At 72.2% G+C, this 12,349-nt stretch carries 8 protein-coding genes; 4 read left to right on the forward strand and 4 right to left on the reverse strand.

Going from position 1 to position 12,349, the window contains the following annotated elements:
* The first annotated feature begins 335 nt into the window (after nt 1–335).
* Nucleotides 336–1,625, forward strand: coding sequence for an ATP-dependent Clp protease ATP-binding subunit ClpX (gene clpX / locus ACLWS4_RS33490; protein WP_045696864.1), 1,290 nt, complete (start codon nt 336–338; stop codon nt 1,623–1,625).
* A 230-nt stretch (nt 1,626–1,855) separates the two neighbouring features.
* Here clpX and ACLWS4_RS33495 read toward each other — a convergent pair whose 3' ends face one another.
* On the reverse strand, nt 1,856–2,743 hold the full coding sequence (locus tag ACLWS4_RS33495; RefSeq protein ID WP_416876086.1) for a hypothetical protein: 888 nt from the start codon (nt 2,741–2,743) through the stop codon (nt 1,856–1,858).
* A gap of 190 nt (nt 2,744–2,933) precedes the next feature.
* On the opposite strand from ACLWS4_RS33495, the gene ACLWS4_RS33500 reads away from it, so the two are divergent.
* The gene (locus tag ACLWS4_RS33500) at nt 2,934–5,573 is read left to right on the forward strand and encodes a valine--tRNA ligase (RefSeq protein ID WP_416876087.1); all 2,640 of its coding nucleotides are present in this window, start codon (nt 2,934–2,936) and stop codon (nt 5,571–5,573) included.
* Nucleotides 5,574–5,884: 311 nt separating this feature from the next.
* Nucleotides 5,885–6,409, forward strand: coding sequence for a hypothetical protein (locus ACLWS4_RS33505; RefSeq protein WP_049648950.1), 525 nt, complete (start codon nt 5,885–5,887; stop codon nt 6,407–6,409).
* Nucleotides 6,410–6,440: 31 nt separating this feature from the next.
* Here the strand turns inward: ACLWS4_RS33505 and ACLWS4_RS33510 are convergent, their stop codons facing one another.
* From ACLWS4_RS33510 to ACLWS4_RS33520, 3 genes are all read right to left on the reverse strand, one after another.
* Entirely contained in the window at nt 6,441–7,976 is a 1,536-nt protein-coding gene (locus tag ACLWS4_RS33510) for a chitinase (protein WP_375877187.1), read from the reverse strand.
* Between the two features lie 165 nt (nt 7,977–8,141).
* The gene (wecB, locus tag ACLWS4_RS33515; protein WP_416876088.1) at nt 8,142–9,287 is read right to left on the reverse strand and encodes a non-hydrolyzing UDP-N-acetylglucosamine 2-epimerase; all 1,146 of its coding nucleotides are present in this window, start codon (nt 9,285–9,287) and stop codon (nt 8,142–8,144) included.
* 52 nt (nt 9,288–9,339) lie between these two features.
* Nucleotides 9,340–10,773, reverse strand: coding sequence for a glycosyltransferase family 2 protein (locus ACLWS4_RS33520; protein WP_416876089.1), 1,434 nt, complete (start codon nt 10,771–10,773; stop codon nt 9,340–9,342).
* 184 nt (nt 10,774–10,957) lie between these two features.
* On the opposite strand from ACLWS4_RS33520, the gene folC reads away from it, so the two are divergent.
* A complete protein-coding gene (folC, locus tag ACLWS4_RS33525) occupies nt 10,958–12,349 on the forward strand; it encodes a bifunctional tetrahydrofolate synthase/dihydrofolate synthase (RefSeq protein WP_416876090.1) in 1,392 nt (463 codons plus the stop codon).

The following is a 12,349-nucleotide window of genomic DNA, read 5'->3' on the forward strand; positions in this document are numbered from 1 at the left end:
GACAGCCCGCAGTTCGTCCCCGTGCTGGAGAAGGTCCGCGTCCGTGGGCCCGTCGGCCGCCCCCGCACCCGGCCCGGGGGGGGGGGGGGGGGGGGGGGGGGGGGGGGGGCCCCCCCGCCCCCCCCCCCCCCCCCCCGGCCCATCGGCGGGCCCGTGCGACGGCATCTGTTCGGTATCAATTCGCCCAGGGCGTAGGGCAGACCTGGCGAAGAGGACGGAATCACGGGCCCGGCAGAGTACCGTCGGATAGCGAGACCGAGCGCCGTCGGCGTTGACGGTCCACAGCACCAGGCCCCGGAACCCCTGCGGGGCCCCTGGCGAAGGGGAAGCACCTCGTGGCACGCATCGGAGACGGTGGCGACCTGCTCAAGTGCTCGTTCTGCGGCAAGTCGCAGAAGCAGGTGAAGAAGCTGATCGCCGGCCCAGGCGTGTACATCTGCGACGAGTGCATCGACCTGTGCAACGAGATCATCGAGGAGGAACTCGCCGAGACCTCCGAGGTGCGCTTCGAGGAGCTCCCGAAGCCGCGCGAGATCTACGAGTTCCTGGACCAGTACGTGGTCGGCCAGGACCTCGCCAAGAAGGCGCTGTCGGTCGCCGTCTACAACCACTACAAGCGGGTCCAGGCGGGTGAGGCGGGCCGCAGCGGGGGCAACGGCCGCGAGGACGCCATCGAGCTGGCCAAGTCCAACATCCTGCTGCTGGGCCCCACCGGCTCCGGCAAGACGCTGCTGGCGCAGACCCTGGCCCGGATGCTGAACGTGCCGTTCGCGATCGCGGACGCCACCGCGCTGACCGAGGCCGGCTACGTCGGCGAGGACGTCGAGAACATCCTGCTCAAGCTGATCCAGGCGGCCGACTACGACGTCAAGAAGGCCGAGACCGGGATCATCTACATCGACGAGATCGACAAGGTCGCGCGCAAGAGCGAGAACCCGTCGATCACCCGGGACGTCTCCGGCGAGGGCGTGCAGCAGGCCCTGCTGAAGATCCTGGAGGGCACCACCGCGTCGGTGCCGCCGCAGGGGGGCCGCAAGCACCCCCACCAGGAGTTCATCCAGATCGACACCACGAACGTGCTGTTCATCGTCGGCGGCGCGTTCGCCGGCCTGGAGCGGATCATCGAGGGCCGCGCGGGTGCCAAGGGCATCGGCTTCGGCGCCAACATCCGCTCCAAGCGGGAGTCGGACGCCAGCGACCACTTCCGCCAGGTGATGCCCGAGGACCTGGTGAAGTTCGGCATGATCCCCGAGTTCATCGGCCGTCTGCCGGTGATCACCAGCGTGCACAACCTGGACCGCGAGGCGCTGCTCCAGATCCTCACCGAGCCGCGCAACGCGCTGGTCAAGCAGTACCGCAAGCTGTTCGAACTGGACGGCGTGGAGCTGGAGTTCTCCCGGGACGCGCTGGAGGCGATCGCCGACCAGGCGATCCTGCGCGGCACCGGCGCGCGCGGGCTGCGGGCCATCATGGAGGAGGTGCTGATGTCCGTGATGTACGAGGTCCCCTCGCGCCAGGACGTCGCCCGCGTGGTGGTCACCGGGGACGTCGTCTCCAAGCACGCCATCCCCACCCTGGTGCCGCGCGACATGATCAAGCGCGAGCGCCGGGAGAAGAGCGCCTGACCCGAGGCCGACGCCACGAGGAGGGGCCCCGCCCCCGGTCCGGGGGGGGGGCCCCCCCCGAGGGGGGGGCGCGCCTTTGGGCCCAACCGGGCGGGGCGGGGAGCCCCCGGGGTGCGGCGCTCCTTCATCACGCGCGCGCGCCGGTATAAGCGCGCCGCCCCGGCGGCCCCCGCCACGTGGGGGGCCCCCCCCCGGGACCGGGGGCGGGGCCCCTCCTCGTGGCGTGCGCGCTACTTGGCGACGACCATGGCGTCGCGGATCGCCCTGGTCTGGTCGGCCGCCTGGGTCAGGGTGGTCTCCTGGCCGCCGGTGAGCTGGCCGTGGCTGTTCACGTTCATCCTGCTGAAGGTGACCCGGCCGGTGGTGGACCTGTCCGCCCACACGCAGACCGTCGGACCGGGCTTGCCCGCGATCCCGGCCACGCCGCAGGAGAGCTTCGCGGAGGAGTTCCTGGAGTCGCGGGCCGGGAAGTCGGTCAGCGGGGTGGTCCAGGTGACGTCGTCGTCGCCGGTGCTCTTCTTGGCGTCCGCGATGATCTTCCCGGGGTCGTTGAGCTTCCCGTAGACGCCGAGCACCGAGAAGGTGTCGAGGTCGGTGCCCCGGCTGTAGCTGGCCGCGATCACGTGGAGGTCCTTGCCGAAGTCCGCCGCCTCCGGCTTGTTCGGGTCGACGGCCTTGTCCTCGGCCGACTTCTGGGAGTAGCCGTCCGGGATGGTGTCCGGGGCGGACATCCGGTACCGGCCGCCCTGGTCGCTCCCGCCGAGGAACTTCCAGGCGGCGAAGCCGCCGCCGCCCAGCAGCAGGGCGCCGACCACCAGCCCGATCACCAGGCCGCCCCTGCCCTTGCGCTCGGGCGGCTGCGGCTGCGGGTAGCCCGGCTGGCCGTACGGGGCCTGCGGAGGCGCGCCGTACGGCTGCGGCTGGGGCTGGCCGTACTGCGGTTGGCCGTACGGGGGCTGCGGCTGGGGCTGGCCGTACTGCGGCCGGCCGTACGCGGGCGGGGGCGGGGGCGGGGGCGGGGGTGCGCCGTACGGCTGCTGCGGCGGCGGGCCGTACGGCGGCTGACCCCCGTACGGCTGCGGCTGTCCCTGCGGGTACTGCTGTCCCTGGCCGTACATCTGCGTCCGTGCTCCCCCGCCGCACCCGCGGCCTGTCGTCTGTCCGGTCGTCCGCGCCCGTCCGGTCCACCGGACGAGTGCCCGGGCACGCTACCGCACGGCGCCGGACCGGGACCCGTCCGGTCCGCGCCCGGGCCGCGGACCGGAAAGCGGTTCGTGACCCACCCCCCGGTTACGTAAACTGTGCGTCGTGACCGACACGACGAACCAGCGCCCCGTGAGCACCTTTGCCGGGGACGAAGCAGCGACCCTCCCGACGACCTACACCCCCGCGGACGTAGAGGGCGAGCTGTACGAGCGCTGGGTAGACCGTGGCTACTTCACCGCGGACGCGAAGAGCGACAAGCCCGCGTACACCATCGTCATCCCCCCGCCGAACGTCACCGGCGTCCTGCACCTGGGCCACGCCTTCCAGCACACGCTGATGGACGCGCTGACCCGCCGCAAGCGCATGCAGGGCTTCGAGACGCTCTGGCTGCCCGGCATGGACCACGCCGGCATCGCCACCCAGAACAAGGTCGAGCAGCAGCTCGCCGAGGAGGGCCTGTCCCGGCACGACCTGGGCCGCGAGGCCTTCGTCGAGAAGGTCTGGGAGTGGAAGAAGAGCTACGGCGGCCGCATCCTCGGCCAGATGCGTCGGCTCGGCGACGGCGTGGACTGGTCGCGCGAGCGCTTCACCATGGACGAGGGCCTGTCCCAGGCCGTCCAGACCATCTTCAAGCGGCTCTTCGACGACGGCCTGATCTACCGCGCCGAGCGCATCATCAACTGGTGCCCGCGCTGCCTCACCGCGCTGTCCGACATCGAGGTGGAGCACGAGGACACCCCGGGCGAGCTGGTCTCGATCCGCTACGGCGAGGGCGACGACTCGATCGTCGTCGCCACCACCCGGGCCGAGACGATGCTGGGCGACACCGCGGTGGCCGTCCACCCGGAGGACGAGCGCTACAAGCACCTCGTCGGCCGGACCATCAAGCTGCCGCTGACCGACCGTGAGATCCCGGTCGTCGCCGACGAGCACGTCGACCCGGAGTTCGGCACCGGCGCCGTCAAGGTGACGCCCGCGCACGACCCGAACGACTTCGCCATCGGCCAGCGCCACGACCTGCCCAACCTGTCCGTCATGGACGAGTGCGGTGCGATCACCGTGCACGGCCCCTTCCTCGGCATGGACCGGCTGGAGGCCCGCTCGGCCGTCGTCGGCGCGCTGCGCGAGCAGGGCCGGATCGTCGCCGAGAAGCGTCCGTACATGCACGCGGTCGGCCACTGCTCGCGCTGCCACACCGTGGTCGAGCCGCGGCTGTCGCTGCAGTGGTGGGTCAAGGTCGAGCCGCTGGCCAAGGCCGCCGGCGACGCCGTCCGCGACGGCAAGGTGGAGATCCACCCGAAGGAGCTGGAGCGCCGCTACTTCGACTGGGTCGACAACATGTACGACTGGTGCATCTCGCGCCAGCTGTGGTGGGGCCACCGGATCCCGGTCTGGTACGGCCCGGACGGCGAGGTCGTCTGCGTCGGCCCCGACGAGCAGCCGCCGACCGGCGAGGGCTGGCACCAGGACCCGGACGTCCTGGACACCTGGTTCTCCTCCGGCCTGTGGCCGTTCTCCACGCTCGGCTGGCCGGAGAAGACCGCCGACCTGGAGAAGTTCTACCCGACCGACGTCCTGGTGACGGGCCACGACATCATCTTCTTCTGGGTCGCCCGGATGATGATGTTCGGCCTGTACGCGATGGACGGCGAGGCGCCGTTCAAGACCGTCGCCCTGACCGGTCTGGTGCGCGACGAGTTCGGCAAGAAGATGTCGAAGTCCTCCGGCACCGCGGTCGACCCGCTGGACTGGATGGACGCCTACGGCGCCGACGCCGTCCGCTTCACCCTGGCCCGCGGTGCCAACCCGGGCGCCGACGTGCCGATCGGCGAGGACTGGGTCAAGGGCTCGCGCAACTTCTGCAACAAGATCTGGAACGCGACCCGCTTCGCGCTGATGAACGGCGCCACCGTCGAGGGCCCGCTGCCCGCGCCGGAGGAGCTGACCGCGGTCGACCGCTGGATCCTGTCGCGGCTGAACGCCACCGTCGCCGAGGTGGACGGGCTGTACGAGGACTACCAGTTCGCCAAGGCCACGGACGCGCTGTACCACTTCGCCTGGGACGAGGTCTTCGACTGGTACGTCGAACTCTCCAAGACCACCCTGGCCAAGGGCGGTCCGCAGGCGGACGCCTCGCGCCGGGTGCTGGGCGAGGTCCTGGACGTCACCCTGCGGCTGCTGCACCCGGTCGTCCCGTTCGTCACCGAGGCGCTGTGGACGGCGCTCACCGGCGCCGAGTCGCTGGTCGTGACCGAGTGGCCGAAGGACAGCGGCTACCGTGACGCGGCCGCCGAGTCGGAGATCGCCACGCTGCAGCAGGTGGTCACCGAGGTCCGCCGGTTCCGTTCGGACCAGGGCCTGCAGCCCGCGCAGCGCGTCCCGGCCCGGCTGGAGCTGGCCGGCACCGTGCTGGCCGTCCACGAGGACGCGATCCGCTCGCTGCTGCGGCTGACCGCGCCCGAGGAGGGCTTCGCGGCCACCGCCTCGCTCCCGGTGGCCGGTGCCACCGTGTCGCTGGACCTCTCCGGCACCATCGACGTCGCGGCCGAGCGCAAGCGCCTGGCCAAGGACCTCGCGGCCGCCGAGAAGGAGAAGGCCCAGACCACCGCCAAGCTCGGCAACGAGGCGTTCCTCGCCAAGGCGCCGGACGAGGTGGTCGCCAAGATCCGGGGCCGCCAGGAGGCCGCCGAGGCCGACATCGCCCGGATCACCACCCAGCTCGCGGCGCTGCCGCAGGGCTGACCGCCCGTCCCCGCCGAAGGGGCCGTACTCCGCGACGCGCGGGGTGCGGCCCCTCGGCGTTTTCCGGGTTCCGGTTCCGGTTCGGCTTCCCCGGCCGCTTTCCTTACACCAAATAGCCCAGGAACATTGCTCCCTTCCGGCGAATTATCATCCTGCGACCGGGTGAGGTCCTATTCCGAGCGAATTGATTCCGGTCTTGCCCGCGCGGGTTCGCGGAAGTTTGCAGGTCCGCTGTGTACCGTGTGCACGGAGTTTCCGAATGGGCGTTTCCGCTGAGCGTTCCTGCTGAGCGACGGACGGGAGGGCATGGCGTGGTGGTGACCGAGGAGTTGGCCGACGAACTGCCTCTGGAGGCGGTCGAGGAGGCCAAGGCCAGGGCGGCGACCCTGCTGCTCGCGTTCCGGCACGGCAACCAGATCGCGTTCGACCACGAGCTGGACCTGCTGTTCGCCGAGCACGCCGAGCGCGAGGTGACCACCCTGCTCGCCTGGATCGCCGCCGAGGCCGTCCGCAAGGCGTACGCCCCCGAGGTCGGCGACCGGGTGCTGCGGGCGATGGCCCGGCGGGCCCCGGAGGACACCGGCGGGGTCGCGGTGGACGAGGAGACCGCGAACGCGGCCCAGCTGATCGAGGCGGTGGCGGCCGGCGAGGTGGCCGAGGTCCGCGGCCTGGTGGCCGCGACGCCCGACACCACCTTCCTGCTCGGCGGTCTGCTGCAGGGCGTCGCGATGATGCTGCCGCTGCTGCCCGACGGTGAACTGGCCGAGATCACGGCCGAGTTGCGCCGTCGGCACGGCGGCGCCGCGCACGTCCCGGAGGCCCGGGCCGGGGTCTGAACCCGGGCCTCCGGCAGACCGGCCGCGCCGGTTACGGCATGGCGTGCAGGTGCGAGCCGATGGTGCCGGCCACGGGGTTGCCCGCCTTGGCGTCCCAGTTGGTCGACCAGGTCATCGCGCCGCCGATGCCCGGCCAGGCGGTGTCCGGCTTGTAGCTGCCGCAGTTGGTGCCGGAGGCCAGGCAGTCCAGCGCGTTGTTGACGGTGCCGGCGGCGAGGTACCCGCCGCCCGCGGCGCTGGTGGAGGCCGGCACCCCGAGGCCCACCTGGTCGGGCCGCAGCCCGCCCTTGAGCTGGATGCAGGCCAGTGCGGTGAGGAAGTTCTCGGTGCCCTGGGAGTAGACGTTCCCGTCGCAGCCGTTCATCGCGCCGGAGTTGTAGTACTGCATGTTGACGATGGTGAGGATGTCCTTCACGTTCAGCGCCAGCTTGAAGTACTCCATGCCGGTCGACTGCATGTCGATCGTCTGCGGCGCCATGGTGAGGATGAATCCGCTCCCCGCCTTCGCCGCCAGGGCGTGCAGCGCCTGGCCCATGTAGGTGGAACTGATGCCGTTCTCCAGGTCGATGTCGATCCCGTCGAAGCCGTAGCTCTGCATCAGCGCCCAGGCGGTGCTGGTGAAGGTCGCGGCGGAGGCGGAATCGCCCACCCAGACCGTGCCGTTCTGGCCGCCGATGGAGAGCACCACCCGCTTCCCGGCCGCCCGCTTGGCCGCGATGTCGGCCTTGAACTGGGCGTCGGTGTAGCCGCCGAGGCGGGAGGAGAGCGCCGGGTCGAGGGTGAAGCTCAGGCCGCCGCGGGTGGCGGTGGCGTCCGCGAAGGAGACCGCGATGATGTCGTAGGCGGCCGGGACGTCGCTGATCCGCTGGACGGTGGCGCCGTTGTCGAAGTTCTGCCAGTAGCCGGTGAGGATGTGCTTGGGCAGGTCCGGCGGCTTGCCGGTGGAGGTGGGGGTGGGCGTGCCGCTGTCCGTGGGGGTGGCCGTCGGACTCGGCGAGGCGGTGGAGGTGGCGGTGGCCGTCGGGCTCGGTGACGGCTGCGGCCCGCCGGGGCCGAGCAGCGAGACGTCGTCGGCGGCGAAGGCCGGCTGCCCGTACCAGCCGTGCAGGTAGACGGTGACGCTGGTGGTGTTCGGGCCGGTGGTGAAGCTCGTGGTCAGCTGGGTCCAGCCGCCGGCGCCGGGGGTCCAGGTGCTCGGGTCGGTGCCGCCGGTGCCGCGGGCGCCCAGGTAGACGTACGAGCCCTGCACCCAGGAGCTCAGGGTGTACGCGGAGGAGGGCTTCACCTGGACGGTCTGGGTGCACTCGCCGGTGTCGCTCCCGGCCGGGGTGGACTGCAGGGCGTACGTGCCGGAGTGGACGGTGGTGCGCTGGACCGTACCGCTCGAACAGGTCCAGCCGGACAGGTTCCCGGTCTCGAAGCCGCCGTTGACGATCAGGTCGGTGTCGGCGGCGTGGGCGCCGGTGCCGCCGGCCAGGACGAGTCCGCCCAGGCCGATGACCAGGGCGCTCGCTCCGGCGAGCAGGGAGTGGACGGCGCGCGGGCGCCGGTGTCGGGCAGGTGGCATGACTCCGTCTCCAGTGGGGGAGGCCCGGCGGGCGCCTCGTGGGGGAGGAGCGCCGTCCGGGGTGTCGATGGTGCGCGTGCGGGAGCTACCGACAACTCAAGTCCCGGTCGGGAACGGAGACTTGCCTCACAAGGTGGAGTAGACCAATTCTGCTGTCAAGAGGACCTAGGCCGCCGACGGCAACGCCTGCCGGCCGGCCGGGTCGGCGAGTGTCGCGGTCAGCGCCGCGATCCGGGCCGAGGCCAGGCCGTCGCCGTACGGGCTCGGGGTGGCCGCCAGCCGGGCGAGCCGCTCGGGGGTGTCGGAGAGCCAGGCGCGGGCCAGGGTGCCCAGCTCCTCGCCGGGCCGCACCAGCGCGGCGAAGCCGGCCGCCACCGCCTCCGGACGCTCGGTGGAGCGGCGCACCACCAGCAGCGGGCGGCCGAGCACGGTGCACTCCTCCTGCACGCCGCCGGAGTCGGAGACCAGCAGCGCCGCGTGGCACGCCAGGCCCAGGAAGTCGCCGTAGCCGACCGGGCCGGTGACGGCGAGGCGCTCCAGCAGGCCGTCCAGGCCGAAGCGTTCGACGGCGGCCCGGGTGCGCGGGTGCATCGGGAACAGCACGGGGGTGCCGGCCCGGGCGATCCGGTCCAGCTCGGCGAGCACCGCGCCGAGCGCCTCGGCGGTGTCGGTGTTCTCCGGGCGGTGCACGGTGGCCAGCACGTACGCGTCCGGGCGCAGGCCGTGCGCGGCGAGCAGCGCGGCGCGGGCGGCCCCGTCCGGCAGCTGACGGCGGACCACCTCGACGACGGTGTTGCCGGTGAGCTCGATCCGGTCCTCGGCCAGCGACTCGGCGCGCAGGTTGGCGACGTTCTCCCCGGTGGCGGCGCAGAGCAGGTCGGAGACGTGGTCGACCATCACCCGGTTGTGCTCCTCGGGCATCGCCCGGTCGAAGCTGCGCAGCCCGGCCTCGACGTGGACCAGCGGGATCTCCCGGGCGTTGGCGGCCAGCGCCCCGGCCAGGGTGGCGTTGGTGTCGCCCTGGACGACCACGGCGGCGGGGCGGTCCTCGGCGAAGGCGGCGTCCAACTGGCCGAGGGACTGGGCGATCTGACCGGCCCGGGGGCGGCCGCCGACCCCGGTGAGCAGCTCCGGCCGGGGCAGGTCCAGGTCGCGCAGGAAGCGGCCGGACATCGCCTCGTCCCAGTGCTGGCCGGTGTGCACCAGCCGGGTGGCGTCGCCGAGTTCGTGGATCAGCGGGGCGAGCTTGACCAGCTCGGGGCGGGTGCCGAGGACGACGGCGACGCTGGACGGGGGCAGGCACATGCTCATGCGGGGCTCCGGTGGCGTGGGGGAGGGGCGGCGCGAAGGGGGAGGGGCGGGCTCAGGACTCGAGCGCGGTGGGGGCGCCGAGGGCGGTCTTCTCGGCGTTGCGGCGGGTCTTGGCCCAGCCGTTGCGGCCGAGCAGCATCCGGACCGCGGCCCGGGTGGCGACCACGAACAGGTGGTAGGCGTAGAGCCAGACCAGGACGCCCCAGAGCAGCCCGGTGAGCCGGCCGCGGTCGGGGTGGACGGCCCGGCGGTAGGCGAAGCCCCAGAACACCATCGGCAGCGTGGCGAGCACGAAGGCGAGCAGCATCCACGGGCCGAACCGGAGCTGGAACTCGGCGGTCTCCTCCGGGAAGAGCACCAGCCCGGCGCCGGTGATCCCGAGCGAGACGGGGAAGAGCAGCACCAGCAGCACGCAGACCACCGGCTGGAGGAAGGTGTACAGCACCTCGGCCTTGCCGGTCGCGGTGTAGTGCGGCGAGCGCAGCACCCGGCCGGTGTAGCGCAGGCACTGCATGTTGCCCTGGGCCCAGCGGGTGCGCTGGGTGAGGAAGCGGCGCGGCGAGATCAGGCCCTCCTGGGAGACCTGGGCCTCGGTGACGTGGGTGAGCCGCCAGCCGGCCAGGCGCAGGTCGAGGCCGGACTCGTAGTCCTCCAGCAGGGCGCGCTCCGGCCAGGGGCGGCCGGCCCGGCCCTCCTCGGCGGTGAGCGAGTCGAGGGCGGTGAGCCGGACGAACTGGCCGTTGCCGCCGAGGCCGACGCTGCCGGTGCGGCGGCGCAGCAGCTGCATGCCGGTGTTGGTGGCCTGGAACTCGACGTCCTGCATCCGCACCAGCGCGCGGGCCAGGGCGTTGGCGATCCGGCCGCGGCCGGGCAGCGGGAGCTCGTCGTCGGCGTTGCGCATCCGGACGCCGATCTGGACGGCGCCGGTGTCGGGCCGGCCGAGGGCCTTGGGGTTGCAGACCCGGGCGAGGGTGCCGGGGTCGAGCTGCCCGTCGGCGTCGACCACGCCGATCACCACCCGGGAGCGGTCGGTGCCCTCGGGCAGCCGGGCGGAGATCTCCCGGTAGGCGGCGTTGAGGGCGGCGCCCTTGCCGATCCGGGCGTGCGGGCGGCGGCGCTGGACCAGGTGGATCCGCGGGTCGCGGGCCGCGGCGGCGAGGACCAGCTCGCGGGTGGCGTCCTCGCTGTCGTCGTCGATCACCCACAGGTGGGCCTCGGGCGCGCTGCTCCGCAGGCCGTCCAGGGTCTGGGTGACCACGGCCTCCTCGTCGCGGCAGGGGATCACCAGGTGCCACCGGAAGGCGGCGGGGTCGCCGGGCTCGGCGGGGCGGCCGTGCCGGAAGGCGTGGCGGGAGCCCGCCCAGTACACGAGGAAGCGTCCGAAGACGAGGGCCATGTAGCCGACGAGCGCCAGGGAGATCAGTCCGGCGACCCAGACGACGGCGTCCTGGCGAAGCACGATCCATTCGTGCAGGGCGTCGGGCATGGCGCAGCGCTCCCAGTGATCAAAGGCTAAAGGCTCCTATCGGTTGCGAATCGATGCTTCATTGCGGTTCAAATCGCTAAATCAATAGTAAAGGGAGGAAACTAGCTGATCATGGGAAAGAACGGGCAAAGTGGTCGTTCTCACCCCGTGAGGAGGACCCGCCAGCGCTCCGTAGACTGTGGACGTGAGCGACAAGGCCGACCCGAACCCGTACACCATCCGCCCCGCCGACGGCGGCACCGGCGACGCCCTGCGCGACGTCGAGGTGGAGCTCTCCAAGCGCTGGCCGGAGAACAAACTGGAGCCCTCGCTCGACCGGATCGAGGCGCTGATGGACATCCTGGGCCAGCCCCAGCGGTCCTTCCCCTCCATCCACATCACCGGCACCAACGGCAAGACCTCCACCGCCCGGATGATCGAGCAGCTGCTCAACACCTTCGAGCTGCGCACCGGCCGCTACACCAGCCCGCACGTGGAGTCCGTCACCGAGCGGATCACCCTGGACGGCGCCCCGATCACCCCCGAGCGCTTCGTCGAGGTCTACCGCGACATCGAGCCCTACGTGCAGATGGTCGACGCGGCGCAGCCGGTGCCGATGTCCTTCTTCGAGGTGCTGACCGGCATGGCCTACGCGGCCTTCGCCGACGCCCCGGTGGACGTCGGCGTGGTCGAGGTCGGCATGGGCGGCTCCTGGGACGCCACCAACGTCATCGACTCCGCCGTCGCCGTGATCACCCCGATCGGGCTGGACCACACCGACAAGCTCGGTGAGACCACCGGCGAGATCGCGGTCGAGAAGTCCGGGATCATCAAGTCCGGCGCCGTCGCCGTCGTCGCCCAGCAGCAGCTGGACGCCGCCCAGAACATCCTGCGCCGCGCCGTCGAGGTGGACGCCACGGTCGCCCGCGAGGGCATGGAGTTCGGCGTGATCCGCCGCGAACTCGCCGTCGGCGGCCAGCTGGTGACGCTGCGCGGACTCGGCGGCGAGGAGTACGAGGACGTCTTCATCCCGCTGCACGGCGAGTACCAGGCGCACAACGCGGCCCTCGCCCTGGCCGCGGTCGAGGCCTTCTTCGGCGTCGGCGGCGCGCGCGGCGGGCAGCTGGACGTGGACAAGATCCGCCAGGGCTTCTCCGGCGTCTCCTCGCCGGGCCGCCTGGAGGTCGTCCGCCGCAGCCCCACGATCGTCCTGGACGCCGCGCACAACCCGCACGGCGCCCGCGCCACCGTGGCCGCGCTCACCGAGTCCTTCGGCTTCACCCGGCTCGTCGGCGTGATCGGCACCTCCGGGGACAAGGACGTGGCCGGCGTGCTGGAGGCCTTCGAGCCGATCCTGGCCGAGGTCGTCATCACCCAGAACTCCACCCACCGCGCGATGGACGTCGACGCGCTCGCCGCCCTCGCCGTCGAGATCTTCGGCGAGGACCGCGTGCAGGTCGAGCCCCGGCTCGACGACGCCATCGCCGCCGCCGTCAGCCTCGCCGAGGAGGAGGGCGACCTCGGCGGCGCCGGGGTGCTGGTCACCGGTTCGGTCATCACGGTGGGCGAGGCCCGCCTGCTGCTCGGGAGGAAGTGA

Origin of the sequence: Kitasatospora sp. SC0581 (genome assembly GCF_048159585.1) — a bacterium.
Classification (GTDB): domain Bacteria; phylum Actinomycetota; class Actinomycetes; order Streptomycetales; family Streptomycetaceae; genus Kitasatospora.

Coding starts and splice junctions, on each gene's coding strand:
- ACLWS4_RS33495 (WP_416876086.1), bottom strand. CDS start 2,743: ATGTACGGCCAGGGACAGCAGTACCCGCAGGGACAGCCGCAGCCGTAC.
- ACLWS4_RS33510 (WP_375877187.1), bottom strand. CDS start 7,976: ATGCCACCTGCCCGACACCGGCGCCCGCGCGCCGTCCACTCCCTGCTC.
- ACLWS4_RS33520 (WP_416876089.1), bottom strand. CDS start 10,773: ATGCCCGACGCCCTGCACGAATGGATCGTGCTTCGCCAGGACGCCGTC.
- wecB (WP_416876088.1), bottom strand. CDS start 9,287: ATGAGCATGTGCCTGCCCCCGTCCAGCGTCGCCGTCGTCCTCGGCACC.